This is a genomic window from Rhodococcus sp. D-6 (genome assembly GCF_040256695.1).
GTDB classification, from domain to species: domain Bacteria; phylum Actinomycetota; class Actinomycetes; order Mycobacteriales; family Mycobacteriaceae; genus Rhodococcus; species Rhodococcus pyridinivorans.
Genome location: NZ_CP132970.1, coordinates 81,762 through 108,478, shown reverse-complemented (window position 1 = coordinate 108,478; position 26,717 = coordinate 81,762). Strand labels below are relative to the sequence as shown.

25 protein-coding genes are annotated in these 26,717 nt (G+C 68.9%); 12 read left to right on the top strand and 13 right to left on the bottom strand.

Annotated elements, in window-relative coordinates:
• Positions 1 to 117: 117 nt before the first annotated feature.
• The 6 genes from RBB84_RS00545 to RBB84_RS00520 all read right to left on the bottom strand — a co-directional run bounded on the left by RBB84_RS00545 (position 118) and on the right by RBB84_RS00520 (position 7,633).
• Positions 118 to 1,914 (bottom strand): cation acetate symporter, encoded by a 1,797-nt coding sequence (locus RBB84_RS00545; protein WP_019289890.1) that lies wholly within the window; start codon positions 1,912 to 1,914, stop codon positions 118 to 120.
• Between the two features lie 7 nt (positions 1,915 to 1,921).
• Positions 1,922 to 2,296, bottom strand: coding sequence for a hypothetical protein (locus RBB84_RS00540; RefSeq protein ID WP_024103122.1), 375 nt, complete (start codon positions 2,294 to 2,296; stop codon positions 1,922 to 1,924).
• Complete coding sequence (locus RBB84_RS00535; protein ID WP_006551612.1) at positions 2,293 to 3,075, bottom strand: LytTR family DNA-binding domain-containing protein; 783 nt, start codon at positions 3,073 to 3,075, stop codon at positions 2,293 to 2,295. The genes RBB84_RS00540 and RBB84_RS00535 overlap by 4 nt, the downstream gene beginning before the upstream one ends.
• A 31-nt stretch (positions 3,076 to 3,106) precedes the next feature.
• Entirely contained in the window at positions 3,107 to 4,321 is a 1,215-nt protein-coding gene (locus RBB84_RS00530; RefSeq protein WP_024103121.1) for a histidine kinase, read from the bottom strand.
• A gap of 74 nt (positions 4,322 to 4,395) precedes the next feature.
• On the bottom strand, positions 4,396 to 5,910 hold the full coding sequence (locus tag RBB84_RS00525) for a SulP family inorganic anion transporter (RefSeq protein WP_064256951.1): 1,515 nt from the start codon (positions 5,908 to 5,910) through the stop codon (positions 4,396 to 4,398).
• Between the two features lie 76 nt (positions 5,911 to 5,986).
• The gene (locus tag RBB84_RS00520) at positions 5,987 to 7,633 is read right to left on the bottom strand and encodes a Na+/H+ antiporter (RefSeq protein WP_024103119.1); all 1,647 of its coding nucleotides are present in this window, start codon (positions 7,631 to 7,633) and stop codon (positions 5,987 to 5,989) included.
• 150 nt (positions 7,634 to 7,783) lie between these two features.
• Between RBB84_RS00520 and RBB84_RS00515 the strand changes: the two genes are divergently transcribed.
• On the top strand, positions 7,784 to 9,553 hold the full coding sequence (locus tag RBB84_RS00515; RefSeq protein ID WP_231912071.1) for a glycoside hydrolase family 15 protein: 1,770 nt from the start codon (positions 7,784 to 7,786) through the stop codon (positions 9,551 to 9,553).
• 29 nt (positions 9,554 to 9,582) lie between these two features.
• Positions 9,583 to 10,539 carry a TIGR03885 family FMN-dependent LLM class oxidoreductase gene (locus RBB84_RS00510; protein ID WP_064256953.1) on the top strand — a complete coding sequence of 319 codons (957 nt, stop codon included), beginning with the start codon at positions 9,583 to 9,585 and terminating at the stop codon, positions 10,537 to 10,539.
• 24 nt (positions 10,540 to 10,563) lie between these two features.
• On the opposite strand, the gene RBB84_RS00505 is transcribed toward RBB84_RS00510, so the two are convergent.
• The 4 genes from RBB84_RS00505 to RBB84_RS00490 form a co-directional block, all read right to left on the bottom strand.
• On the bottom strand, positions 10,564 to 10,848 hold the full coding sequence (locus RBB84_RS00505; protein WP_006551618.1) for an antitoxin: 285 nt from the start codon (positions 10,846 to 10,848) through the stop codon (positions 10,564 to 10,566).
• A gap of 63 nt (positions 10,849 to 10,911) precedes the next feature.
• Positions 10,912 to 13,389 (bottom strand): HAD-IC family P-type ATPase, encoded by a 2,478-nt coding sequence (locus RBB84_RS00500; RefSeq protein ID WP_024103116.1) that lies wholly within the window; start codon positions 13,387 to 13,389, stop codon positions 10,912 to 10,914.
• Between the two features lie 52 nt (positions 13,390 to 13,441).
• Positions 13,442 to 14,575, bottom strand: coding sequence for an MBL fold metallo-hydrolase (locus RBB84_RS00495; protein ID WP_033096764.1), 1,134 nt, complete (start codon positions 14,573 to 14,575; stop codon positions 13,442 to 13,444).
• On the bottom strand, positions 14,572 to 15,303 hold the full coding sequence (locus RBB84_RS00490) for an enoyl-CoA hydratase (RefSeq protein WP_064256966.1): 732 nt from the start codon (positions 15,301 to 15,303) through the stop codon (positions 14,572 to 14,574). Before RBB84_RS00490 ends, RBB84_RS00495 begins: the two co-directional genes overlap by 4 nt.
• 101 nt (positions 15,304 to 15,404) lie before the next feature.
• On the opposite strand from RBB84_RS00490, the gene RBB84_RS00485 reads away from it, so the two are divergent.
• On the top strand, positions 15,405 to 16,016 hold the full coding sequence (locus RBB84_RS00485) for a hypothetical protein (protein ID WP_231912072.1): 612 nt from the start codon (positions 15,405 to 15,407) through the stop codon (positions 16,014 to 16,016).
• A gap of 50 nt (positions 16,017 to 16,066) precedes the next feature.
• Here RBB84_RS00485 and RBB84_RS00480 read toward each other — a convergent pair whose 3' ends face one another.
• Genes RBB84_RS00480 through RBB84_RS00470 form a run of 3 tightly spaced genes read right to left on the bottom strand, consistent with a single transcriptional unit; the run spans position 16,067 to position 17,869 of the window.
• Positions 16,067 to 16,750 carry a DUF2332 family protein gene (locus RBB84_RS00480; protein WP_006551623.1) on the bottom strand — a complete coding sequence of 228 codons (684 nt, stop codon included), beginning with the start codon at positions 16,748 to 16,750 and terminating at the stop codon, positions 16,067 to 16,069.
• A 6-nt stretch (positions 16,751 to 16,756) separates the two neighbouring features.
• Positions 16,757 to 16,966: a hypothetical protein gene (locus RBB84_RS00475; protein WP_006551624.1), complete on the bottom strand. Its 210-nt coding sequence runs from the start codon at positions 16,964 to 16,966 to the stop codon at positions 16,757 to 16,759.
• A gap of 12 nt (positions 16,967 to 16,978) precedes the next feature.
• The gene (locus RBB84_RS00470; RefSeq protein ID WP_064256954.1) at positions 16,979 to 17,869 is read right to left on the bottom strand and encodes an SPFH domain-containing protein; all 891 of its coding nucleotides are present in this window, start codon (positions 17,867 to 17,869) and stop codon (positions 16,979 to 16,981) included.
• A 131-nt stretch (positions 17,870 to 18,000) separates the two neighbouring features.
• Between RBB84_RS00470 and RBB84_RS00465 the strand changes: the two genes are divergently transcribed.
• From RBB84_RS00465 to RBB84_RS00425, 9 genes are all read left to right on the top strand, one after another.
• On the top strand, positions 18,001 to 19,131 hold the full coding sequence (locus tag RBB84_RS00465; RefSeq protein ID WP_064256955.1) for an NAD(P)-binding domain-containing protein: 1,131 nt from the start codon (positions 18,001 to 18,003) through the stop codon (positions 19,129 to 19,131).
• Positions 19,128 to 20,201, top strand: coding sequence for a trypsin-like peptidase domain-containing protein (locus RBB84_RS00460; RefSeq protein WP_033096767.1), 1,074 nt, complete (start codon positions 19,128 to 19,130; stop codon positions 20,199 to 20,201). The genes RBB84_RS00465 and RBB84_RS00460 overlap by 4 nt, the downstream gene beginning before the upstream one ends.
• Positions 20,202 to 20,318: 117 nt before the next feature.
• Positions 20,319 to 21,662: an MFS transporter gene (locus RBB84_RS00455; protein WP_064256956.1), complete on the top strand. Its 1,344-nt coding sequence runs from the start codon at positions 20,319 to 20,321 to the stop codon at positions 21,660 to 21,662.
• Between the two features lie 68 nt (positions 21,663 to 21,730).
• Positions 21,731 to 23,368 (top strand): ABC-F family ATP-binding cassette domain-containing protein, encoded by a 1,638-nt coding sequence (locus RBB84_RS00450; protein ID WP_064256957.1) that lies wholly within the window; start codon positions 21,731 to 21,733, stop codon positions 23,366 to 23,368.
• Positions 23,369 to 23,746: a S4 domain-containing protein gene (locus RBB84_RS00445; RefSeq protein WP_006551630.1), complete on the top strand. Its 378-nt coding sequence runs from the start codon at positions 23,369 to 23,371 to the stop codon at positions 23,744 to 23,746.
• Between the two features lie 69 nt (positions 23,747 to 23,815).
• On the top strand, positions 23,816 to 24,088 hold the full coding sequence (locus tag RBB84_RS00440) for a helix-turn-helix transcriptional regulator (protein ID WP_033096769.1): 273 nt from the start codon (positions 23,816 to 23,818) through the stop codon (positions 24,086 to 24,088).
• Position 24,089: 1 nt separating this feature from the next.
• The gene (locus RBB84_RS00435; RefSeq protein ID WP_064256958.1) at positions 24,090 to 24,626 is read left to right on the top strand and encodes a hypothetical protein; all 537 of its coding nucleotides are present in this window, start codon (positions 24,090 to 24,092) and stop codon (positions 24,624 to 24,626) included.
• Complete coding sequence (locus tag RBB84_RS00430; RefSeq protein WP_006551633.1) at positions 24,623 to 25,513, top strand: ATP-binding cassette domain-containing protein; 891 nt, start codon at positions 24,623 to 24,625, stop codon at positions 25,511 to 25,513. Before RBB84_RS00435 ends, RBB84_RS00430 begins: the two co-directional genes overlap by 4 nt.
• Complete coding sequence (locus RBB84_RS00425; RefSeq protein WP_024103107.1) at positions 25,510 to 26,703, top strand: ABC transporter permease; 1,194 nt, start codon at positions 25,510 to 25,512, stop codon at positions 26,701 to 26,703. The genes RBB84_RS00430 and RBB84_RS00425 overlap by 4 nt, the downstream gene beginning before the upstream one ends.
• The last annotated feature ends 14 nt before the right edge of the window (positions 26,704 to 26,717 follow it).

Sequence of the window (26,717 nt, the reverse complement as noted above, 5' to 3'; positions counted from 1 at the left end):
TCCTTGGTCGTCGTGTGAGGTGAGGATGATCACAACGCTAATGAGACGGCTGTCACACGAACAGAGGATGCAAGAGATGGAACGACGAGGGGTGTCCTCGTGCGACGAACGGTCACGTCACCGCGACGAACGGCGCCTCTCCCCGGGTCCCCGCCCCCGGTCGCCGAACGCTCCGAGTTCGCGGTCGCGGCCCATGCCGAGCCGCTCGGGCACGTGCATGCGAGAGAAGGTCCTGCCGACGTCGCGCGGGATCCGGCGACGCGTCAGCACGCTCACCGCGATCATCGTGACGAACGCCAGCGGCACGCTCAACGCCGCAGGATAGGCAGAGAGCACCGTCGGCCACCCTGCGGCCACCGACGGATCGATCGGCAGCAGCACGGTGGCCAGGGCGGCGCCCCCCGCAACGAGACCACCGACGACCATCCCTGCCGCGGCACCGATCGCGGTGAGGCCACGCCACCAGATCCCCAGGACCAGCAGCGGACACAGCGTCGACGCAGCGATCGCGAAGACCTGCCCCACCGAACGCGACAGGTCGAGCGAGGTCACCGACAGCGCCAGCACGAGCGGCACCACGCCCGCGAGCACCGCGGCGATCCGGAAGTCGCGCACCCGTCCGCGCAGCACGTCCGTGGACAGCACGCCCGCGACACTGACCAGCAACCCGGAGGAGGTCGACAGGAAGGCCGCGATCGCGCCCGAGGCTACGAGGGCCGCGAGCAACTGCCCTCCCCAGCCGGACAGCACCGATCCCGGCAGCAAGAGCACCGCGGCGTCCGACCGTCCCGTGATGAGCAACTGTGGGACGTACAGGCGCGCGAACACTCCGAGCAGCGTCGGGAACAGATAGAACAGCCCGAGCAGCCCGATCACGGCAAAGGACGTCATGCGCGCCGCGCGACCGTCCGGGTTCGTGTAGAAGCGCACCAGCACGTGCGGCAGACCCATGGTTCCGAGGAAGGTCGCAAGCATCAGCGAGTAGACCTGGAACAACGGATGTTCGCTGCTCGCCCCCAATCCGGCCCCCGGCGACGCCCAGCTGTCGTTGTCGGTCGGCGCACCGGCCACCACCGGCACCGGAGAACCGGCATCGAGGACGAGTTCGGTGCCTGCCCCGAGGACGTGCTCTCCCGGCTCGAGTTCGAAGTCACCTGCGACCGATCGGCCGTCGATCTCCCCGGTCACCACGACCGGCAACGGCTCGGCGACCTGCACGACCACGTCGATCGTCACGTCGACGGTCGTGATCTCCGCGACGGTGGGCGGCACGGGTTCGTCGACGGCCCGGTGGTCGCCGACGAAGTGCAACGTGAGGACCAGTGCGGGCAGGGCGACCGCGGTGAGCTTGAGCCAGTACTGGAAGGCCTGCACGAACGTGATCGAGCGCATCCCACCGCCGACCACGTTGGCCACGACGATCACCCCGACCACGGCGACGCCCACCCAGTCGGGCACTCCCAGAAGGATGTTGAGCGTGAGTCCCGCGCCCTGGAACTGCGGCACCAGATACAGGATGCAGATGATCGCCACGACCATCATCGACAGCGTGCGCAGCCACTTCTCCCCCAGCCGGAACTCCGCGAAGTCCGGGACGGTGTAGGCACCCGAACGTCGCAGCGGCGCAGCGACGAACAGCAGCAGACCCAGATAGCCGGCTGTGAAACCGACGGGATACCACAGGGCATCGGCACCGAACTTCGCGACGAGCCCGGCCACCCCGAGAAAGGATGCCGCCGAGAGGTATTCACCGGAGATGGCTGCGGCGTTCCAGCGTGGCCCGACGCTGCGGGAGGCGACGAGGAAGTCCGAGGTGGTGCGCGCCATCCGCACGCCGTACACACCGATCGCGACGGTGGCGATCGCCGCGGCGACGAGACCGACGACGGTGACGACGGGAATCGATCCGCTCACGGGGTCGTCAATCGTCGGTGAGGTCGGTGAAATCCTGCTCGTTGCGTTCGGCGAGGCGCAGATACACCCACGCGATACCGAGCAGGATCGGATAACCGACCACACCGAGCAACACCCACGGCAGGCGGATCCCGAGGACCGTCACCACGGCGAGACCGGGAGCGACATGGAACAGCACCGGAATGGCGCCCAGCAGGCACACGGTGAACAGCGCGACCCGCAGGGCGAGCCCGAGCTGTGCCCGGACCAGCCCGCGGACCATCGCGTCGCCCACCTCGGTCTGTTGCTGCACCTCGACCCGGGTGCGGACCATGCGCGCCCCGCGCCGTTCGGCGAGGACTACACGCTGCCGCTGCGGGGGCGATCCGCCGGTGGTGCTCATCGCGACGTCCACGACTGCATCGGACCGCGGATGAGCCGGTCCTTGAGTTCCCGCGTGTGCCGGCGGCTGACCGGCAGTTCGACGGGCGGGGAGTTGCTGTCGCTGCGCAGGCACACGACGAGACCCGAACCCACACTGCGGATACCGGTGACGAGCGGCAGCGCCACGAGAAAGGAGCGGTGCACGCGCAGGAAGCCGGCATCGGCCCAGCGGCTCTCGAGCGTCGATATCGGGATCCGCACCAGGTGCGAACCGGTCGCGGTGTGCAGTCGCGCGTAGTCGCCCTCGGCTTCGACCCAGTGGACCGACGAGCGCGGCACGAGCGTGGTGACACCGCCGAGCTCGACCGGGATCACGTCGTCGCTCTGGCCGGTGTCGGATGCGGCCTGCGCCGCGGGTCGGCTGCGTTCGGCGATCCGCCGGACCGCTTCGGCGAGTCGTTCCTCCCGCAGCGGCTTGAGGACGTAATCGACGGCGCCGAGGTCGAACGCCGAGACCGCGCGATCGTCGTGCGCGGTCACGAACACCACGGCCGGGGACACCGCGAAATTGCGCAGGATGCCTGCGAGTTCCAGCCCGTCGAGTCCGGGCATGTTGATGTCGAGGAAAACCGCGTCGATGCCTCCGTCGCGCAGCACGCGCAGAGCGGTCGTCGCGTCTCCCGCGGTGTGGACGACGCCGATCTCCTCCTGCGCGCGCAGCAGGTAGGCCAGCTCGTCGAGGGCGGGCGGTTCGTCGTCGACCGCCAGCACGGTCAGGTTGTCTGTGATCTCGTTCACGGCGAATCCATCGTGCCATGCCCGGTGTTCCTCACGGCCGGATACCCGCCCTGAACTTCGGCACGCGCATGCTCACCCGGGTGCCGGCCCCCGGCGCGGTCTCGACGACGAGGCCGTAGTCGTTACCGAAAGCCGCACGCAGCCGGTCGTCGACGTTGGCGAGACCCACGTGCGCGGACTCGCGGACACCGCTGCCGTGCTCGCTCTCGGCGATCGCGTCGAGCGTGCCCGATCGCAGCAGGTCCGGGTCCATGCCGATCCCGTCGTCCTCGACGCTGATGACGCAGTCGGTGCCCTCGTCCGCCGCGGTGATGGTGATCGTGCCCGTGCGAGTTTCCTTGCCCGCGATCCCGTGTCGCACGGCGTTCTCGACGAGCGGCTGCAGAGCGAGGAAGGGCAGCGTCACGTTGAGCACCTCGGGCGCGATCTGCAGGCGCACCTCGAGGGCGTTGCCGAAGCGGGCACGTTCGAGCGTCAGGTACCGGTCGATGTTGCGCAGTTCGTCGGCGAGCAGGGTGTACTCACCGGCCGCGCGGAACGAGTAGCGGGTGAAGTCGGCGAAATCCAGCAGCAGTTCGCGGGCCCGGTCCGGGTCGGTCCGGACGAACGACGCCACCGTATTGAGCGCGTTGTAGATGAAGTGCGGACTGATCTGGGCGCGCAGCGCGCGGACCTCCGCGCGGTCGAGCCGGGCGCGGGAGGCATCGAGTTCGGCCAGCTCGATCTGACTGCACGCGTACCGCGCCACCTCGGTGATCGCGCCGAGCAGCGCCGGGCCGGGTTCGACGGTCGTCACGACGCCGAGCACCCCCGCCACACCCATGTCCTCCACGACGAGCGGCTGGGCGATCAGTGCGCGGGCCGCGAGGTCGCCGTGGTCTCGTCGCAGGTCGTGGTGCCCGACGAGCACGCGACGCTTGTCGGCGACGGCACGGCCCGCGGCGGTGATCATCGCGTCCGTCAGTTCGTCGAACGGGCCGTCCCAGGCGAGCAGGGCGCCGTTCTCGTCCAGCAGCGCCACCGCGCGCGCTTCGGCCAGCAGCATCCGCAGGTGCGGAGCGGCCTCCTTCGCGGACGACGCGTCGAGCCCGGCGCGCAGGGGGCGCGCCGCGAGGGACGCCGTGTGCAGGGTCGCGTGGACTGCGCGTTCGGCGGGTGTGGTGACCACCCGCCGGGTCCACAGCACCACCGAGACCACGACCAGCACCAGGAGCAGTACCACCGCGGCGAGCTCGATCGCGATCATGCGCTCACGTTACGTCGAATCGATCGCCGTCGAGTTGCGCCTCGACAACGGCAGTCTGCTCCCGGGATGCGCGGTCAGTTCTCCCCACCGAGTCGGCCGGACAACCGGCGGAGGCGTTCTAGGCTCGCGCCGTCCAGTCCGACGATGGTGACCGTCTTGCCTTTGGCCGCGTACTTCTGCTGGATCGCATCGAAGGTCGCGACGGTGGACGCGTCCCAGATGTCGGCGGCGGTGAGGTCGACGACGACGTTCTCCGGGTCGCCGATGTAGTCGAACTGGAAGACGAGATCGTTGCTCGACGCCCAGAACAGTTCCCCCGTGACCCGGTAGGTGCACGTGTCGTCGCTCGTGAGGGTCCTCTCGACCGTGGTCATGTGCGCGACCCGGCGGGCGAACAGCACCATCGCGGTGAGCACTCCGAGCGACACCCCGATCGCGAGGTTGCCGGTGCTCACCGTGGCCACGACGGTGACGACCATGACGACGGTCTCGCTGAGCGGCATCAACCGCAGCGTCCGCGGGTGGACGCTGTGCCAGTCGACCGTCGCGATCGACACCATGATCATCACGGCGACGAGGGCGGCCATCGGAACCAGACCGACGATGTCGCCGAGCGCGACCACGAGGATCAGCAGGAACACGCCGGCCGCCAGGGTGGACAGACGGGTCCGTGCCCCGGAGACCGTGACGTTCATCATGGTTTGGCCGACGACGGCGCAGCCGCCCATGCCACCGAAGAATCCGGTCACGATGTTGGCGACGCCCTGGCCCCAGCCCTCGCGGGTCTTGTCCGACCGGGTGTCGGTGATGTCGTCGACGAGTTTGGCCGTCATCAGCGATTCCATGAGGCCGACGAGGGCCATCGCGAGCGCATACGGCGCGAGGATCCGGAGGGTCTCGAAGGTCAGCGGCACGTCCGGGAAGAGGAGGGTGGGCAGGCTCTCGGGCAGTTCACCCTGGTCCGCGACGTCCGGCACGTTCAGCGAGAAGGCCACGGTCACGACGGTGAGGAGCACGATCGTGACGAGCGGAGCCGGCACGTCCTCGGTGATCTTCGGGAGGAACACCAGCACCAGCAGACCTGCCGCCACCAGCGGGTAGACCATCCACGGCACGTCCACGAGGTGCGGGATCTGGGCGACGAAGACGAGGATCGCGAGCGAGTTGACGAAGCCGACCATGACGCTGCGCGGCACGAACCGCATGAGCTTGGCGACGCCGAGGAAGCTGAGCAGCACCTGGAAGACGCCGCCGAGGATCACCGTCGCGATGAGATGGTCCACCCCGTACTGCTCGGACACCGGGGCGATCACGAGTGCCACGGCCGCGGTCGCCGCCGAGATCATCGCGGGCCGTCCCCCGACGATCGCGATGGTGATGGCCATGGTCACCGAGGCGAACAGCCCGACCCGGGGGTCGACGCCGGCGATCACGGAGAAGGCGATGGCTTCCGGGATCAGGGCGAGCGCCACGACCAGGCCGGCCAGAAGTTCGGTCTTCAGACGAGCAGGTGACCGGAGAGCGAACCGAACGGAGACGTCGGTGCGGGGATCGTGCGGCACCTGTTCCGGGCCGTGCGGGGTGTTCACTTGCGGAAAGTCTACCGTTGCGCCCGGTTGTCCCACCGTTGTGCACTGTCGTCCTACCGTTGTGCACTGTCTCGTCCTACCGTTGTGCACTGTCGTCCCAACGACGGCGGCGGATGCGCTCCTCCACCGCCGCTTCGTCGATGTCCAGGCTCTCGAGCACGTCGCGGAGGATCTCGTCGTCGAGTTCACCCCGATCGCGAGCGTCGATGAGGGCCTGGCGTCGCGCCTGCAGGGATGCCCGCCGGATGTCGTCGAACAACGCGGCCAGTCGTGTTCCGGCGTCCTCCGCGGTGTCCTCGACGGTCTCCGCCTCCTGCCGGGATCGGAGTGACTTGCGTGCCTTGGCCAGAAGTCTGTCGTAGATCTCCGGGTCCACGCCGTCAGGTGGATGCGCGGCGAGTTCGGTGAGAACCCGGTCGCTCGACTCGGCCGAGATCCTGCGGGCCACGGTCATCTGTTCCTCGGTCCGCAGCCGCTCGTAGGGGTCGGTGACGTCGAGTCTGCGGATGAGCCACGGCATCGTCGCGCCCTGGATGAGGAGTGTGCCGATGGCGACGACCAGCGCGGAGATCTGGATCATCTCGCGGCCGGGGAAGGCAGCACCCGATGCGATCACCACGGGCACCCCACCGGCTGCGGCGAGGGTGACGACCCCACGCATGCCCGCCCACGACACCACGACATGTTCCCGGAAGTTCAGTTGGTCGCGGCCGAGGCGTTCGGATCCGGCGCGCCGCACGAGCGCGCGTCGCCCCCAGTGCAGCAGACCCCATGCGGGTCGCACGATCATGACGACGAGCAGGATCACCACTGCACCGAGCAACGCGAGGCGCAGGTCGGCACCGCTGTCGCGGACCTCGTCGAGGACGAACCGCAGTTGCAGGCCCATGTAGGCGAAGACGAAAGTCTCGAGCACCACGTCGACGCTCTTCCACACCGCGCGTTCCTGCAGTCGCGTGCTCACCGAGACCTCGGTGGCACGGTGCCCGATGAACAGTCCGGCGGCGACGACGGCGAGCACTCCCGAGGCGTGGATCTCCTCGGCGGCGAGATAGGCCGCGAACGGCAGCACCAGGCCGAGCACGGTCTCGAGAGGCGAGTCGTACATCCGGGCGCGGATCAGGTGGACGGCGTACGCGAGCACCAGGCCGACGGCGATCCCGCCCGCGACCTCGTAGAGGAAGAACAGGAACGGGGAGTCGGCGAGGATGTGTGTGCCGGTGACGGCCGAGATCGCCACGGTGAACAGGGTCAGGGCGGTGGCGTCGTTGACCAGACCTTCCCCGGTCAGCACCGCGATGACCCGTTTCGGCAGTCCGAGTCGCTGTCCCACGGCGACGGCACTGACCGCGTCGGTCGGTGCGACGACCGCGCCGAGAGCGAGTGCCGCACCGAAGGTCAGCGTCGCCATCATCGCGGACGCCGTCCACGCCACGACGAACGCCGTGACGAGCACGGTGTAGATGCCGAGCCGCAGAATCGACGGCAGGTACTGCCGGAAGGTGGGAACCGAGAACCGCAGGGCCGACGAATACAGCAGCGGCGGCAGGACGACCCCGAGGATGATGTCCGGATCCAGTTCGAGCCGCGGCAGACCCGGTGCGAACGACACCAGTGCTCCGACGGTGACGAGCACGAGCGGGGCCTGCAGGTCGCGTCGCGACGCGACGGCCGTCACCGCGATCCCGGCGATGACGACCAGCAGGATCCACGCGCCGTTCATCGCGACGGCACCGTGCCAGGTGTCCGGTTCACGGTGTGATGGTGACACAGCCGGCGGCCGGCCGTCGCGAACCTGCAGGTCGTTTGCACCGATCCGGCCGGGGTATGCAACCGATCGACCGCCGTGTACCCGGCCCAGCGAGGAGTGCGTGTGATCCCAGCCTGCGACGACGACGACTATGCGGACCTGCGCACCTATGCCGCGCTGGGTGACGGTGACACCGTCGCCCTCGTCGCCGAGGACGGGTCGGTGGACTGGTATCCGGTACCGCTCCTCGATTCGCACCCGGTCTTCGCACGACTGCTCGACGCACCGGCGGGCGGTTCCATCGAGTTGCAGCCGGTCGACGAGTTCACCGTCGAACGCGCATACGTGCCGGGCACGAACGTGCTGAGCACCGTCTTCACCACCGCACACGGCCGGGTCCGGGTGACCGATTCGATCGACACGGGTGTCGCCGGGCGGTTGCCCTGGGGTGAGCTCGCCCGCCGCGTCGAAGGCCTGGACGGCGAGGTCTCGATGCGCTGGACGGTTGCCCCCGGCACCGGACTGGGCCGGTACCAGCCCTGGTGCGACCGGACCGAACACGGACCCGTCCTGCGAGTGGGGACCGTGAGCATCGGAGTGCGCACGTCCGGCACCGGCGAACCGATGATCGAGCACCGCTCCATCGGCGGCGGCTTCGTCACCTGGGCCGGATCCCGGCACCTCGTCGCCGTACTGTCGACGGAGAACGAACCCCTGCCGTTGCCCGACGCCGACGCGATCGACGCCAACATCGACCGCACCGTCGATCGGTGGAAGCAGTGGTCGTCGCTCCTGCACTACGACGGGCCGTGGGCCGATGCGGTGATCCGGAGCGCGCTCGCACTGAAACTGTTGCAGAACCGGTCGGGTGCGATCGCCGCAGCGGCGACGACGTCCGTTCCGGAAAGCCCGGACGGCGAGAAGAACTGGGACTACCGTTTCGCCTGGGTGCGCGACGCCGCCTACACCCTGCACGCGCTGATCCGTCTCGGCGATCGCGAGGAGGTGCACGCCGCGATGAGCTGGTTGCTCCGCGTGGTGCGCGATCAGGGTGCCGACGCGGAGGTGTTCACCCGGCTCGACGGCGGAACGCCCGACGACGAACGGCGACTGGACGTTCCGGGTTGGCGCGGCATCGGCCCGGTGGTCGAGGGGAACCGGGCCGCAGGCCAATTGCAGCTCGGAATCTACGGCGACCTGTTCGAGATCGTGACCCTCTACAGCAGTGAGGGTTACGTGCTCGACATCGCGACCGCGCGTCTGCTCGCCCGCATCGCCGACCACACCTGCGATGTCTGGCAGCAGGCGGATCACGGCATTTGGGAGCTGCTCGAACGCGAGCACTACACGAACTCGAAGATGAGCTGCTGGCACGCGCTCGACCGCGCCGTCCATCTCGCCGAGGTCGGGCAGATCCCGGGGACGGCGGATCGCTGGCGGCGCGAACGCGATCTCATCCGCGACTGGATCGAGGAGAACTGCTGGTCGGACAAACTGGGTTGTTACACCGCCTATCCCGGCACCGATCGACTGGACGCGTCCGTCCTGCTCGGAGCCGTCGGCGGGTACGACCGGGGTCCGCGAATGCAGGCCACCTGCGACGCCCTGCGGCGGGAACTCGGTCGCGGGCCGCTGCTCTACCGGTTCAGCGGCGCCGACAAGGAGGAAGGGACGTTCGTCGCCTGCGCGTTCTGGATGGTCGCGGCGCTGGCCGAGACGGGACGGCCCGACGAGGCCACCGAACTGATGGGCGAACTCGTACCGCTCGCCAACGACGTGGGCCTGCACTCGGAGATGATTGCCGAGGACGGCACCTTCCTCGGCAATCTCCCCCAGGGACTGAGCCATCTCGCACTCATGACGGCTGCACTGACCCTCATCGAGAAGTACTGATCGCCGATCGACCGGAGGAGCGGACAGGTATGACGCTGATAGGTTTTCACGCCTCACACGAACAGGCGTCCCCATCCCGCCTGCTCGAGGACGTCCGGCTCGCGGAAGCGGCCGGTTTCGGGGCGGCCATGTGCTCGGACCACATCGAACCGTGGTCGCGTCGCCAGGGGCACTCGGGGTTCGCGTGGTCGTGGCTCGGAGCGGCCCTGGCCACCACGGACCTACGTTTCGGCGTCGTCACCGCGACCGGCTTCCGCTACCACCCGGTCGTCACCGCCCAGGCCACCGCCACTCTGGCATCGATGTTCCCGCAGCGCTTCTGGTTCGCCCTCGGCAGCGGTGAGCACTGCAACGAACGCATGTCCGGAGTTGCCTGGCCGCCCAAGGAGGAACGGCAGCAACTGCTCGGCGAGAACCTCGACATCGTGCGACGCCTGCACGCGGGCGAAGTCGTCGACCACGACGGCGCGGTGAAGGTCGACCGCGGACGGGTCTGGGACCGGCCGGAGACTCCTCCCGACATTCTGCTTCCCGCACTGACTCCCGAGACGGCCGGTCGTTTCGCCGACCGGGTCGACGGTCTCGTCACCGTGAACGCCCCGCTCGAGGACCTGCGGCGGATCCTCGGCGCTTACCGCGACGGGGGCGGACGCGGACGGACCGTGCTGCAGGTCCATCTGAGTTGGGCGCCCACGCGGGAGCGCGCTCGGGAGATCGCGCGGGAACAGTGGGCGACGAACGCCCTACCGCCGGAACTCATGGCAGAACTCGCCACGCCCGAGGAATTCGAGTCCCACGCCGCCGAACTCGACGACGGCGACCTCGAGGGCGCGGTGATCGTGTCCGACGATCCAGCCGAACACGTCGACTTTTTGTGCGAATTCGCCGAACTCGGTTTCGACGAGATCTATCTGCACCATGTGGGGCCGGATCAGCGCCCGTTCATCGACACCTTCGGCGACGCCGTACTGCCATACCTGCCGTGAACGGGGCTGCCGCCCCTGCCTCGATCAGGGCTGACGCGGACCCGGTTGCGCTTCGGGTCCGGGACCACCCTCCGGACCGGGCTCCCCGCCGGGTCCGGGCTGCGCGCCCGGTGCGGGATTGTCGGTGGTACCCAGATGCTGACGGGCGGCGTCCTGCGCCTTGTCGACGTGCTGGGTGTACTTCCCGCCGGTACGTCCGTCCACCTGGTCTCCGACCTTCTCGATGAACTGATCGGCCTTGTCGGGGTTCTTCGAGGCGTAGTCCTTGCCCTTGTTCACAAGGCCCTTCACCGAATCCATGAAACCCATCGTTCGGTCCTTCCCTCGTCGGATCGCTGTGAGGTTCGGGCGCACCGATCCGTGCGCTGCGGGTCAGTGTACGCCTGGGAGCAGATCGCCGGAGGCGGCGAACAGGCGGCGATGCTCCCCGTGGAGACGTCCCGACACCCACCACAGGGCCTCGACGAGGACGACTCCGATCAGCCCACACGTCACCGCGATCGTCGAGTACGCGACGTTCGACGGATCGAGCGCGAAGAACTCCCGGGTGAACGGCACGGAGAACAGGATCACGTAACCGAGCACCGAACCGGCGAGCAGCACGATCTTCCACCACTGGTACGGGCGGGCGACCACGGCGAGCACCCACAGCGCGATGATCAGCAGGGTGATCAGGGCCGAGGTGCCGGCCTGGATCTTCTGCTGCTCGGTCTGCTCCGGGCCGCCATAGACGAGCACGTAACAGACGAAGGTCGCCACACCGACGACCACGCCCGAGGGGATCGCCAGTCGCATCACGCGGGAGACGAAGCCCGAGCGTGCCCGCTCGTTGTTCGGTGCCAGCGACAGCAGGAAGGCGGGGATGCCGATGGTGAACCACGCCGCGATCGTCACGTGCCGGGGCAGGAACGGATAGGGCAACGGCTCGAAGTCGAACACCTGCGACAGCACACCCGACACGCCCACCAGGAAGGCGAGCAGCACCGAGTACACCGTCTTGGTGAGGAACAGGTTGGAGACGCGTTCGATGTTGCCGATGACCCGGCGACCCTCGGCCACCACGTAGGGCAGCGTCGCGAACTTGTTGTCGAGAAGGACGATCTGTGCGACCGCGCGGGTCGCGGGACTGCCTGACCCCATCGCGACTCCGATGTCGGCGTCCTTGAGGGCGAGCACGTCGTTGACGCCGTCGCCGGTCATCGCGACGGTGTGACCGCGCGACTGCAGCGCGCCGACCATCGAGCGCTTCTGATCGGGACGGACCCGGCCGAAGGTCGTCGAGCCTTCGACGACGTCGGCGAGTTCGTTCTCGCCCTCCGGCAGGGAACGCGCGTCGATGGGAGACGCGCTACCCGGCAGGCCGAGCGACGAGGCGACCGCACCGACGGCGATCGCGTTGTCGCCGGAGATGACCTTGACGTCGACCTGCTGGCCGGCGAAGTACTCGAGGGTCGGCTTCGCGTCCGGGCGCACCCGCTGTTCGAGGACGACGAGCGCGACGGGCGTGACCGTGCCGGGGGCGAGTTCGTCGTCGACCGGGCGGTCGCTGCATGCGAGGAGCAGCACCCGCAGCCCGCTCGAGCCGAGTTCCTCGGCGCGTCGCGCCGCCTCGGTGCCGGGGTCGAGCAGCACGTCGGGTGCGCCGAGCAGCCAGTTGCCGTGGGTGCCGTACGACTGGCCGCTCCACTTCTTCGCCGACGAGAACGGCGCGACCGCCGTCGGCTCGCCCCAGCCGGGGGCGGTGGGGAACGCCTCGGCGATCGCGAGGACGCTGGCGTTCGGACGCGGGTCGTCGGCCGCGAGCGCGGCCAGGGCGGCGCGGGCCTCGTCGAGGCCGCTGCCGTCGAGGGACTCGAGATCGGACAGGCGCATGCCGTTCTCGGTGAGCGTGCCGGTCTTGTCGGCACACACCACGTCGACGCGCGCGAGGCCTTCGATCGCCGGCAGCTCCTGCACGAGGCACTGACGACGTCCGAGGCGGACGACTCCGACCGCGAACGCGATGGACGTCATGAGCACGAGACCCTCGGGCACCATCGGCACGAGGGCGGCGACCATGCCGCTCAGCGCGGGGCCGAGCGACTCGCCGCTGGAGAAGAGCTGGTTGTAGATGATGAGCAGACCTGCGGGGATCATCAGGTAGGTGATGAAACGCAGGATCTTGTTGATGCCCGCGTTCAGCTCCGACTTCACGAGCGTGAACTTGCTCGCCTCTTCCGCGAGTCGCGCCGCGTAGGCGTCGCGACCGACCTTCGTCGCACGGTAGGAGCCGGAGCCGGAGGCGACGAAGCTGCCCGACATCACCGTCGAGCCGGGCACCTTGTGCACGGCATCCGACTCACCCGTCAGCAGCGACTCGTCGAGTTCGAGACCCTGGGCCTCGACCACCTCGCCGTCGACGACCAGCTGGTCGCCGGGGCCGAGCTCGATGATGTCGTCGAGCACCACCTCGCGCGGAGCGATCGGTGCGGCGATGCCGTCCCTGCGCACGACGGGTTTCGTCTGGCTGACGATGGCCAGCTTGTCGAGGGTGCGCTTGGCACGCACCTCCTGGATGATGCCGATGCCGCTGTTCGCGATGATCAGCAGACCGAACATGCCGTCGATGATCGAGCCGGTGGCCAGCACGATCAGCAGCAGCACCCCGAGGATCGCGTTGATCCGGGTGAACACGTTGGCCCGGACGATGTCCTTGACCGATCGGGACGCGCGGTCGGGGACATCGTTGGTGAGGCCACGTGCCACACGCTCGGCGACCTGCTCGGTGGACAGCCCCGTGGCTGCATGGTCGGATGCGAGGACCGGTGCCTCGCCCGTTCCCACCACCGTCGTGGGCTCTTCTACTGCCATGACGAACCAGATTAGGGCACGAAAGCGAACAACCGGTGCCGTGGCAGGGGGATCAGCTCGACGTGAGCCACCACGGATCGACCGCGACGGACTTCGACGCATCGGACTTCGACACGTCGATCCGCTGACCCGGCATCGGCACCGCCGTGATCACCTCCGACTCCCGCGCGGCGGGCAGCAAGCGGGTGATCGGCTCCGACCAGGCGTGGAAGGCGAGGTCGAAGGTTCCCCAGTGCACGGGGACCAACAGACTGTCGTGACGGTCGACGCCACCGAGGTCGAGATGCGTGCGCACCGCCTCCTCGGGGTTCATGTGCACGTCGGGCCATCGCTTGTCGTAGGCGCCCACGGGCAGCAATGTCAGGTCGAACGGGCCGTAGGCCTCGCCGACGTCGGCGAACCGCGGGGTGTACCCGCTGTCGCCGCCGAAGAACACCCGGCGCGTCGGCCCGGTGAACACCCACGACGACCACAACGTGATGTTGCGCTGCAGGCCGCGCCCGGAGAAGTGCCGGGCCTCGGTGCACGTGATGCGCAGGCCGTCCACCTCGACGTGTTCGTCCCAGTCGAGTTCGACGATGCGTTCCTCGGCGATCCGCCAGCGGCGCAGGTGCGCGCCCACCCCGAGCGGCACGACGAACCGGACGGTCGGCTGCAGCACGGCGAGGCTCTCGACCGTGAATCGGTCGAGATGGTCGTAGTGGTCGTGCGAGATCACCACCGTGTCGAGGCGCGGCAGGGTCTGCAGTTCGACCGGCGCCGGATGCAGACGTGCCGGGCCGACAGTCGGTGAGGGTGACACGCGCTCGCTCCACACCGGGTCGCACAGCACCCGGTAGCCGTCGACCTCGACGAGGGCGGTCGAGTGCCCGAACCACGTCACGGCGAGTTCCGCCGCGTCGACCGGCGCGAGATAGGTCGACAACGGCACCTCGGTGCGAGGTCTCCCCCGCGACCCGCGGGTGAGCAGGTCTTTCGCGAAACCGCCCGCCGCCTCGGCGCCGAGCACGGACGCAGGGTCGGTGTTGTGGAAACGACCGTCGCGGTAGCGGGGCGACGCGGCGGCGTAGGGACGGATGTCGGAGACCGAGGCGCCGATGGAACCGGGCAGGCCGTTCACGGCGCGCGCGACCCACAGCGTGCCTGCTCCGGCGAGCGCTGCCGAGACGGCGGACCGGATGTTCATCGTCCGCGGAAGGTCGGGTCGCGGCGCTCGGCACGAGCGAGCCTGGCCTCCTGGGCGTCCTCGCTGAGCCACGCCGCGGCGAGTGCGGCGGTCTGCTCGGGCGTGGCCTCGTCGCGGGTGCCGTCGTCGTTGAGGAACAACTTCATCGCGTTCAGCGACAGCGGCGCGAGCTTCGCGATCTCGTGCGCCCACGCTTGCGCGTCGGCGAGGTCGCCGATGCGATTGGCGAGTCCACGCGCGAGGGCTTCCTCGGCGTGGACGGGTTCGGCGGCGAGGAAGACTGCGCGTGCCGGCCCGCCGCCGATGAGCGAGGCGAGTCGCCGGACCGTCCATCGATCCACCGAGATACCCAGGCGCGCAGCAGGAACCGAGAATCGTGCAGTGGGCGCCACGACCCTCAGATCTGCCGCGAGCGTCAGCTGGGTGCCGGCACCGATGGCCGGGCCGTTGACGGCCGCGATCACCGGGATCGGAGCCTCGACGATGGTGCGCAGCATCTCGGCGAGGCTGTCGGTGAACCCTTCGGCGTAGACGTCGCCGGAGAGATCGGCCCCGGCGCAGAAGCTCGTGCCCCGCCCGGTGATCACCACGACACGCGCGTCGTCCGACACGGCCTTGTCCACCGCTTCGCGGATCTCCACGCACAGCTGCGTGTTGAGCGCGTTACGACGCTCTTCGCGTTGCAGTTCCACGGTCACGACGTCGCCGTCGCGGCTGATCCCGATCATGTGTCGCCCCATCCCTTCGTCACCGAACACCCCGCATCATTCCATCAGTTCGAGCGTGCATACTCCGAGACCGGTTCATCGAGACGCGACGGAGGACGGAAGTGACGGAACCCGTGAAGACGTCCCCATCCGAGGGCCGGGCCGCTACAGACGTCGTGGCCCGCGCCCTCACGGAGGTCGGGGCACCCTGGGTGATCAACATCGTCGGGTCGGTGGTCTTCGGCATCGGTGTCGGCGCCCCGGGCTGGGGCGTCTTCGTCGCGATGATCGCCGGGGTGATCCCGATGGGGCTCATCCTCACCGGGATGCGACGCGCCCGGATCGGCGACCATCACGTCACCCGGATCGACGAGCGGCACGCGCTGATCGTCGCCATCCTCGGCGTGGTGGTCGCCGGACTGGTGATCCAGATCATCGCCCGGGCTCCGATCGAGACGATCGCGTTCACCTCGGCCGGTGTCGCCGCCCTCGGTGTCGCCGGGATCATCACGAGCTTGGCGCACTGGAAGGTCAGCATGCACACCGGCGTCGGGGCCGGCGTGAGTGCGGTTCTGGCACTGGCTCTCTCACCGTGGTGGCTTCTGGGACTGGTGATCACCGCCGCCGTCGGCTGGTCGCGTGTGCATCTCGGAGACCACACCCGCGGGCAGGTCGTCGTGGGGGCGGTCGCCGGTGCACTCGCCGCCGGCCTCACTTACGCCCTGATCGCCTGATCCGATTTCGGTGGATCCGACCCCGCTGAGCGGGGCTGGAACCACCCGAATCAGTGAAACCAGTCGAGAATTCGGCCACGCGACCAGCAGCGCGCCACCGCGTCCACCCGATGCTCGGCGCCCTCGTACAACGCGATGCCGACGATGCTGTGGCCGGAGGCCGGACGATCACCGAGCGTCGGGACCGACGGCGCGACACCTACACCCTCGGCCGACACCCACGCGACCGTTCGTCCCGTGGCCGCCTCACGAAGGCGGTCGACGAACGACGGGCGCCGCGGGATCGGCAGACGTGACAGAGCCCTGGTCGTCGTCACGACGACCAGGGCATCCTCGGGTACCGCCGCGATCGCCTCGGACAGCAGTTCCACGACGTCGCCGTAGAACCGGACGGGTGGGTCCTCGGCGAGCAGGGCGTCCTCGACGTCGGGGCGGTGCCGTGTCACGGCGACGCGCCTGACCACCGGAGGCATCGTCCGGTCGGGAACCGCCCCGCCGTGGACGATCGAACAACTCTCCTGCACAGGAGAATCCGGGTCGCCCAGGAACACCCCGTCGCTGTAGGTGATGCCCACGCGGTCGACGCACAGGTTCAGCGCCGCGGGGCGTCCCACGTCGATCAGACCGATCGCGGTCGCGCCTACGCGGTGGGCCGCCTCGGCGAGCGCGGGATAGAGCACCGCGTAGCGACCCGTCTCGTCGGTGGTGCCTCCCCGTCGTGCCGTGCCGGCCATGTCTGCTCACTCCTCGTCGTGGGCATCGGCACGCGGACGGCCCGGTCCGCGTATGCGCCCCACCTCGCGCGGCATCCGGCCGGCCTCGGTGAGGGCCCGCCGGAGCAGGAACTCGATCTGGGCGTTGGTGCTGCGCAACTCGTCGGCAGCCCACCGCGCGAGCGCGTCGTGGACTGCCGGGTCGAGGCGCAGCAGCACCTTCTTACGTTCGACCATGCCGCATGATCCCTACTGGTACAGCGATCCCGTGTTGAGGACGGGCTGAGCACTCTGGTCTCCACACAACACGACGAGGAGATTCGAGACCATCGCGGCCTTGCGTTCCTCGTCGAGTTCGACGGTGTGTTCGGCCTCGAGGCGGGCCAGGGCGGTGCCGACCATCGAGACGGCACCTTTGACGATCTGTTCGCGGGCGGCGATGACAGCGCCGGCCTGCTGACGTCGCAGCATCGCCTGGGCGATCTCGGGTGCGTAGGCGAGCTGGTTGATGCGGGTCTCGATGACGCGGATACCGGCGGACTGCACGCGGTCGTGGACCTCGGCCGAGAGCTTGGTGGTGATCTCGTCGGCATTCTGACGCAGCGACATCACTTCCGGCGTAGCGTCGTATGGGTACGAACCGGCGATGTGGCGGACCGCGGCCTCGGTTTGCACGGCGACGAACTCCTCGAAGTCGTCGACGTCGAAGACGGCGCGCGCGGTGTCCTCGACCTGCCACACGATGACCGCCGAGATCTCGATGGGGTTGCCGTCGGCGTCGTTGACCTTGGCTCTGCCCGTCTCGTGGTTGCGGATGCGGGTGGAGATCTTGCGGCGGGTGTTGAGCGGGTTCATCCAGCGCAGACCGGGTTCGCGCAGGGTGCCGGTGTACGAGCTGCCGAGGAGTTGGAGGACACGGGCCTCGTTCGGTTCGACGAGGACGAGTCCGGCGAGCGGCACGAGGGCGAGCACCACGATGACGGCGCCGGCGACGATCAGCGGAACGGTGACATCCACTGCTCCCCAGCCGATCAGACCGGCGCCGACGGCGATTGCGACCAGAGCGGCGATCAGTACCGACCAGCCGTTGGACGAGGCACCCGGCCGCTCGACGGTCACGGGCGACTGCACGACATCCATGTTCCTACCTCCCAGGATCAAAGCGATATTAAAGTGATATCACATTTCTACGGCTGCGGACAGCGTTCCCTCCGCGCACCGGCCGCGATCGCGGCATGATGAAGGACAACGATCCGAGAGGGAGGCTCGCGATGCTCGCCGACGAGGCACTCGATGCGGCCGAGGTACAGACCGCCGATGCGGCGCCGGTCGACATCGTCGTGATCGGCGCCGGGCAGGCCGGCCTGTCGACCGCCTACTTCCTCACCCGCTTCGGAGTCGCACCCGAAACAGGATTCGTCGTCCTCGACCGCTCGTTCGGCCCCGGCGGGGCATGGCAGGACCGCTGGCCATCACTGACACTGAGCACCGTCAACGGCGTCCACGACCTGCCCGGCCTCGCGTTCGCGGACGTCGTCGACACCTCCGCGGGCGAGGTTCCGGCAGCCTCTGCGGTACCGCAGTACTACGCCGCCTACGAGAAGGAGTTCGACCTTCCCATCCACCGCCCCACCACCGTGCGGGTCGTGTGCGACCGCGGCGAGCGACTGCGGGTCGAGACCGAATCGGCCGTCTACGCGGCACGCGGCATCATCAACGCGACCGGCACCTGGGAGCGCCCCTTCGTCCCCTGGTATCCCGGCGCCGCGCGGTTCACCGGACGGCAGCTGCACACCAAGGACTACCGAACGGCCGAGGAGTTCACCGGGCAGCACGTGCTCGTCGTCGGTGGCGGCATCTCCGCGGTCCAGCTCCTCGACGAGATCTCCCGCGTCACCGAGACCACCTGGGTGACGCGACGCGAACCTGCTTGGAGCGAGGAACCTTTCACGGCCGAGCGCGGTCACGCCGCCGTCGCTCTCGTGGAGGATCGGGTACGACGCGGACTGCCACCCGGATCGGTCGTCTCCGTCACCGCGCTCCCGCTCACCCCGGCGCTTCGGGCCGCGCGCGAACGCGGCGCGCTGGAGCGGTCCCCGATGTTCTCCGAGATCACCGAGACCGGCGTCCGCTGGAGCGACGGCCGGACACTCGACGTCGATGTCATCCTGTGGTGCACCGGATTCCGGAGTTCCCTCGACCATCTCGCACCGCTGTCGTTGCGCAACGCCGGTGGCGGCATCACGATGGACGGCCGGCTCGCGACCCGCGTCGCGAAGGATCCGCGCATCCATCTCGTCGGCTACGGCCCGTCGGCGTCCACGATCGGAGCGAACCGCGCCGGTCGCGCCGCGGCCCGGGAACTGGTCGACCATCTCACCGGCGAGGTGCCGCAGCAGTGAGCGGGCGGGGTGGATCGGTGCTGCTGGTCGCGCTCGCGACCACCGCCAGTCTCGTCGCATCGGCACCGGCCCTGGTCGACGTCGCACTCCCTCCCCCACCGCCGGCGCCGGTCGCTCCTTCCCCGACACCGCTGACCGCCGACGAACTCACCGCGCGCACCCTGCCGGTCGTCGTGACGATCGACGCGAGCGCGGGATGGACGGGCATGACGGGCACCGGGATCGTGATCACCCCAGACGGCACGGTCGTCACGAACCATCATGTGGTGAGCGGAGCCACCGATATCAGCGCGGTGAGCGGCGCGGACGGTCTGATCTACGACGCGGAGGTCCTCGGCTACGACCGCGAGCGCGATCTCGCCGTCCTGCGGCTCGGCACCGCGAGCGATCTTCCGGCCGCCGCGATCGCCGAGGACCTGCCGCCGGTGGGCAGCCGGGTCACGGCCTTCGGCAATTCCCAGGGCGGTGGGGTCGTCGTGGCGACCCCCGGCACCATCGTCGAGTTCGACCGCAATGTGGTGGTGCGCGACGCCACGGACGGTTCACGTCACCGCCTCACCGGGATGATCCGCACCGATGCCCCGATCCGGCCGGGTGATTCCGGCGGGCCGCTCGTCGACGAGTACGGAACGGTCGTGGGGATCAACACCGCGGGTGCGGTGCAGCGGAACATCGACACCTCGCCCGATACGACCCCCGAGGCGTACGCCGTGCCCATCACCGAGGCGATCACCGTCGTCGAGCAGGTGCGGACGGGAGTGAGCGAAGGGTCGGTGCACGTGGGCCCGACGCCCCGGCTGGGCGCGAGCGTCACCACCGCCCGCAAGGACGGGCAGGATCTCGGGGCCGAGGTGCTGTGGGTGTCCTACGACAGTCCCGCCTATCACGCCGGTCTCGACGCCGGCGACGTCGTGGTGTCGTTCGACGGGGAGCGCGTCTCGTCGACCGGAGAACTCGAGGAACGTCTGCTCCGTCACCGTCCCGGCGACGTCGTGTCGATCGAGTGGACCACCGAGAACGACGAAAGGCGTTCCGCAGACATCGTTCTCGAAGTCGGACCCGCACGCTGACGGCGACGCTCACGGAAAAATCGGTTGATCGGTCACCCGGGGGGCGAAGACACTTGACCTCGAGTCGCCTCGAGGTCGCAAGATCTCATCGGACCGTCCGACGACCGGGGGAACGCGATGAGCAACCACACCGCATCACCGACGCACCGGCGTCCGCGCCTGGCGCGCGGACCCGTGCGGCCGTTCGCTCATCCGCAGTACCGCCTGCTGATCCTGGCGCTCGCCGCGGGACTGCTGTCCGTGGGCACCTGGGTCATCGCGGTGGTGTGGCAGGTCGTCGAGATGGGTGGCGGTCCGGCCGAACTGTCCTCGGTCGCAGTGGGGCCTGCCGTGGGCATGCTCCTCGTCGCACTTCTCGGGGGTGTGCTCGCCGATCGGATCCCGCAGCGCACCCTGCTCCTCGCGACGTACATCGTCCGGGCGGTGCTGGTCGCGGTGACGGCTGCGCTCGCCGTGAACGGATCGATCGCCTTCTGGCATCTCACCGTCGTGGGTTTCGCACTCGGGCTCGCCAACGGTGTCCAGTTCCCGGCCTATTCGGCACTGTTGCCGTCCATCGTCCCGCCGCAGGACCTGCTCGCCGCCAACGGTGTCGAGGGTGTGCTCCGGCCGACGCTCGTGCAGGCGGCCGGTCCGGCGGCGGCGAGCGCCGTCGTGGCGGCCTCGTCCCCCGCCGTCGCCATGTGCACCGTCGCGCTCCTCGAGGTGGTCGGGGCATTGTGCATCCTCGCGATGCACCCGACCGTGGTCCGCTGCGACGACACGCGGACCGGAGGGTCGAACGGATTCCGTTCCGTGCTCGACGACCTCGCGGAGGGTGTGCGGTTCACCGTGCGCACGCGGTGGTTGCTCGGAACGCTCCTGTTCGGGTCCGTCGCGGTCTTCTGCGTGCTGGGACCGATCGAGGTGCTGATCCCGTTCGCGATCCGCGAGGCGACCGGGGGCGGGCCGTTGCAGCACGCGATGGTGATGGCCGGTTTCGGTGTCGGTGGGGCAGTCGGGTCGATGCTCGTGGCGTCGCTGCGGCTGCCGAGGCGCTATCTCACCGTCCCGCTTCTGATGTGGGGGCTGGGCTGCGTCCCCCTCGCCGTCATCGGGGTCTCCGGGTCGGTACCGATCATGATCGCCGCGGTGTTCGTCGTCGGCGCGCTGTTCAACGCCGGATCCGTCGTGTGGGGAACGCTGCTGCAACGGCGGGTGCCCGCGCACCTGCTCGGTCGGGTCTCGAGTCTCGACTTCTTCGTCTCGATCGTGTTCATGCCGCTGTCCATGGCCGTGGCCGGGCCGCTGGCCCTCACGGTCGGGCTCGCGCCGACCTTCGCGATCGCCGGGTTGGTGCCGGCCGTCGCCGCGGTGATCGTGATCGTCGCGGCCCGGACGCGGCGCGACGAGATCGACAATCCACTCGACGCCGTCCCGGTGGGCGACGATGGGATCGTGCCCGCGGAGTGCGGTGGCTGAGGGGCCGCTCGTGGCCGGTACCGACCCGCGCCGGACCTCGGATTCGTCGCACCCGGGATACTCGGAGCGTGAGCGCAACACTTCGTATCAACGGCCTGTCGGCTTCCCGCGGGGAACGTGTCCTGTTCGACGGACTCGATCTCACCGTCGCACCCGGCGATGTGATCGGCCTCGTGGGGGCCAACGGCGCCGGGAAATCGACGCTGCTCACGACCCTCGCGGAGATCGGTGACGCCGATGTCACCGGCTCGGTGGTCCTCAGCCCGCCCGACGCCACCATCGGCTATCTCGCCCAGGAACCCGAACGGGTGCCGGGCGAGACGATCCTCGGTTTCCTCGCACGTCGCACGGGTGTCGCGGCGGCAGAACACGTCATGAACGCCACTGCCGAGCGACTCGGCGACTCCGACGAGGACGAGTACACCCCGGCGCTCGAACGGTGGCTGGCGCTCGGCGGGGCCGACCTCGCCGAGCGCGCCGAGAAGGTGATCGACGACCTCGGCCTGGAAGCGGGCCTCGACGCTCCGATGACGGCGCTCTCCGGTGGCCAGGCCGCCCGCGCCGGGCTGGCGGCACTGCTGCTGTCGCGCTACGACGTGCTCCTGCTCGACGAACCGACGAACGACCTGGATCTGGCCGGCCTCGAACGACTCGAACGCTTCGTGGACGAGACACGCACGGCATTGGTGGTCGTCAGCCACGACCGCGAATTCCTCGCGCGCACGGTGACGGGCATCGTCGAACTCGATCCCGTGCAGCAGCAGATCTCGGTCTACGAGGGCGGGTACGAGGCGTATCTCGTCGAGCGCGAGGTGGCGCGCCGACACGCGCGCGAACAGTACGAGGAGTTCGCCGACACCAAGTCGCAGCTCGAGGAACGCGCCCGGATGCAACGTAACTGGCTCGAACACGGCGTCCGCAACGCGCGCCGCAAGTCCAAGGACAACGACAAGATCGGACGCAAGCACCGCGCGGAGGCCACCGAGAAGCAGGCGGCGAAGGCGCGTCAGACGCAGCGGCGCATCGAGCGGCTCGACGTCGTCGAGGAGCCGCGCAAGGAATGGGAACTGCGCATGTGCATCGCCGCCGCCCCGCGCAGCGGCACGGTGGTCGCGACCCTCGACGAGGCCGTCGTCCAGCGGGGCGACTTCGTCCTCGGGCCGATCACCACGCAGGTCGAGTGGGGCGACCGCATCGTCGTCACCGGCCCGAACGGCGCCGGGAAGTCTACGCTGCTCCGGTTGCTGCTCGGCACGATCGAACCGGATACCGGTCGCGCGTCGCTGGGGTCGGGTGTTCTCGTCGGCGAGATCGATCAGGCCCGCAGCCTGTTCGAGGGGGACGAACCGCTGGTCGAGGCGTTCGGGCGCAACGTGCCCGACTGGCCGGACGCCGACGTGCGGACCCTGCTGGCGAAGTTCGCCCTCAAAGGGCACCACGTCCTGCGGACGGCGTCGTCGCTGTCGCCGGGCGAACGCACCCGCGCGGGACTCGCACTGCTTCAGGCACGCGGCGTCAATCTGCTGGTGCTCGACGAACCCACCAACCACCTGGATCTGCCGGCGATCGAGCAACTCGAGCAGGCCGTCGACAGTTTCGAGGGAACCCTACTGCTGATCACGCACGATCGCCGCATGCTGGAGACCACACGGACGACACGTCGATGGATGCTCGACGACGGGAAGCTGAGCGAGGAGTTGATGTAGATGGGTGGAAGCGTGCGCGTGGACAGCTGGACGTGGTCGGTCCGGCTGTTCAAGACCCGGTCCGCCGCGGCGAGCGCGTGCCGCGCCGGGCACGTCCGCGTCGACGGTGTGACGGCCAAGCCGTCGACGCCGGTGACGATCGGAGCCGAGGTCCGCGTACGCGCGCACGGAACGGAGAAGATCGTCGAGGTCACCCAGCTCGTGAACAAGCGCGTGGGTGCACCGATCGCCGCGACCGCCTACATCGATCACAGTCCCCCGCCTCCACCGAAGGAGATCCTCGCGGCGCTCCCCCGCCGCGACCGCGGGGCGGGCCGTCCGACGAAGAAGGAACGCCGCGAACTCGACCGTCTCCGCGGTTTCGCCGACGACGACTGACAACACTACGACATATCGATCCATCCTCACCCATTGACAAAGCGTTGGGTTTTCACAACACTTTGTTCCATGAGTCCGGTACGTCGTGGGGAAGCTCTCCCCATCTACAACCGCATCCGCGTCCTGCGTGCGGAGCGTGGCATGAGCCGCGCACAACTGGCCGCGCTCATCGATGTGAACCCGCAGACCGTCGGAGCACTCGAACGCGGCGACCACTATCCGAGCCTCGATCTCGCCTTCCGCATCTGCGATGTCTTCGGACTACCGGTCGAAGCCGTCTTCTCCCGTACCGAGTTCACGCCGTTGTCGACCGAGCTGTACAAGCCCCGGAAGGAGGCCTGAGATGACCACAGAATCCCTGCTCGATCGCTACGAGGAGTACCGCACCCGCAGGTTCCTGAAGAACGAGGAGATCACCGGGGGGTGGATGCCGAACTGGCGTACCCGCCGTCGCCGCCGCATCCTCGCCGTCGCCGTCATGGTGCTGATCGCGCTGATGTTCGTCGCGTCGATCGCGTCGTACTTCACGATGGCGGCGGCGATCGCCTGGCTGCCGGTGACGCTGGTGTTCCTGCCCACTTGGACGTGTCTGCAGATCGTGTCGGGAAGGCAGTCCGATGCACCCCGTCGCGCCCTCGATGAACGCGAGATCGCCGAGCGCAACAGCGCCCGCTCGATCGGTCTGTCCGTGGCGCAGGGCCTGCTGATGATCCCGATCTTCGCGTTGCTGTGGAGCCCGGCGATCGACTCGATCGACCATCGGGCACTCGCCTATTCCGCAGGCGGATTCGCTCTCGCCTCGATACTGCTCAGCGGTTGCCTGCCCGCCGTTCTGCTCGCCTGGACCCGCCCCGACGACGATCCGGAGGACCTGCTGTGACACTGACGATCGACAATCTCTCGAAGCGCTACGGCGACACGGTCGCCCTCGACGGCGTGAGTTTCGAAGTCCGCCCCGGCGAATTGTTCGGTTTCGTCGGCAGCAACGGCGCCGGCAAGACCACCACTATGCGGATCACCCTCGGCGTCCTGGCCGCCGACTCCGGCGAGGTCCGCATCGACGGGAAGCCGGTCGACCTCGAGATGCGCCGCAACATCGGGTACATGCCCGAGGAACGCGGCCTGTATCCGAAGATGAAGGTCGGCAAGCAACTGTCCTATCTCGCTCGGCTGCACGGCCTTTCGAAGTCGGAGGCGTCGGAGGCGGTGCAACGGTGGACCGAACGTCTCGGCATCGCAGAACGTCTCGGCGACACCGTCGACGCCCTGTCGCTCGGCAACCAGCAGCGCGTGCAGCTCGCCGCGGCTCTCGTGCACGACCCGAAGGTCCTCGTCCTCGACGAGCCGTTCTCCGGCCTCGACCCGGTAGCCGTCGACGTCATGAGCGACGTCCTGCTCGAGAAGGCGAAAGATGGCGTGCCGGTGGTGTTCTCGAGCCACCAGCTCGACCTCGTCCAGCGCCTGTGCGACCGCGTGGGCATCATCGGCGCAGGTCGGATGCGCGCCGTGGGCACCGTCGACGACCTGCGGTCCAAGGGCGACGCGCTCCTCGTCGTCCACGCGCCGCAGGCACCCCGAGGCTGGGCGCACGGTCTGCCGGGCGTCACGCACGCCGAGTACGAGGACGAGCGCACCGTGCTCACCGTCACCCCCGGCGCCGACGACCAGCTGATCCTCAAGGCGGCCCTGGCCACCGGCCCGGTCCACGAGTTCTCGCTCCGACGCCCATCCCTGACCGAGCTGTTCCGAGAGGTGGTTTCCGCATGAGCGCCCCGTTGAGCAACGCCCGCGCGGTCGGTCTCGTCGCGTCGCGCGAGTTCGTCACGCAGGTTCAGAAGAAGAGCTTCCTGATCAGCAACGCGATCATCCTCGTCGCGATCGTCGTCGGCATCGTCGCCACCTCGATCCTGTCCGGCGGCGACGACGACCGGCCCACCGTCGGAGTCGTGGGGGCGCCCGCGCTGCAGACGACGATCGAGTCGCTCGGCGAGACCGTCGGCACTCCGCTCGAGGTCTCCGACGTTCCCGACGCCGCCACCGCCCGCGAGCAGGTGTCCTCCGGCGATCTCGACGTCGCGCTCGTCCCCGGCGACGGCGCATCCGTCACAGCGATCACCGAATCGGAACTCGACACCGACGTCCGCGCGGTCGTCGAGGCCGCTGTCGTGCAGCAGGCCCAGGTCGCCGCGCTGACCGACCGCGGCGTCGATCCCGCCGCGGTCGCGGCCGACGTCTCGGCGGCGACCGTGACCGTCGACGCCCTCGACCCGCCGGACCCCGAACAGGGACAACGCATCATCCTCTCGATCATCGCGGTGATCCTGCTGTACATGCAGATCCTGATGTTCGGCATGTACGTCGCGATGGGTGTCGTCGAGGAGAAGTCCTCGCGTGTCGTCGAACTGCTGCTGTCCACGCTGCGTCCGCTGCAACTGCTGTGGGGCAAGATCCTCGGCATCGGCGCGGTCGGGCTCCTGCAGCTCACCGCCTACGGCGCGGTCGGTGTCGGCACGGCGCTCGCCACCGACACCCTCACGATCACCGGCACCGCCCTCGGCGTGCTCGCCGGCACCCTCGGCTGGTTCGTCCTCGGCTTCGCGTTCTTCGCCGTCCTCTACGCGGCGGCGGGGTCGATGGTGTCGCGGCAGGAGGACGTCAATTCCACCTCGGGTCCGCTGGTGATGCTGATTCTCGCGATGTTCTTCGCGGCGTTCTCGTCGGTCGACGACCCCGAGGCCGGATGGAGCACCACGCTGAGCTGGATCCCGCCGTTCTCCGCGATCCTCATGCCGCTGCGCATCGCGGCGGGCGTGGCCACGCCGGTGCAGATCGTCGGCACCATCGTGCTGATGGTCGCCGCGATCGCGGTGCTCAGTGTGATCGCCGCGCGCATCTACCAGCGGTCGATCCTGCGCATCGGCCGGACGGTCACGTGGAAGGAAGCGCTCGGCCGATAGCCGATCCCACAACG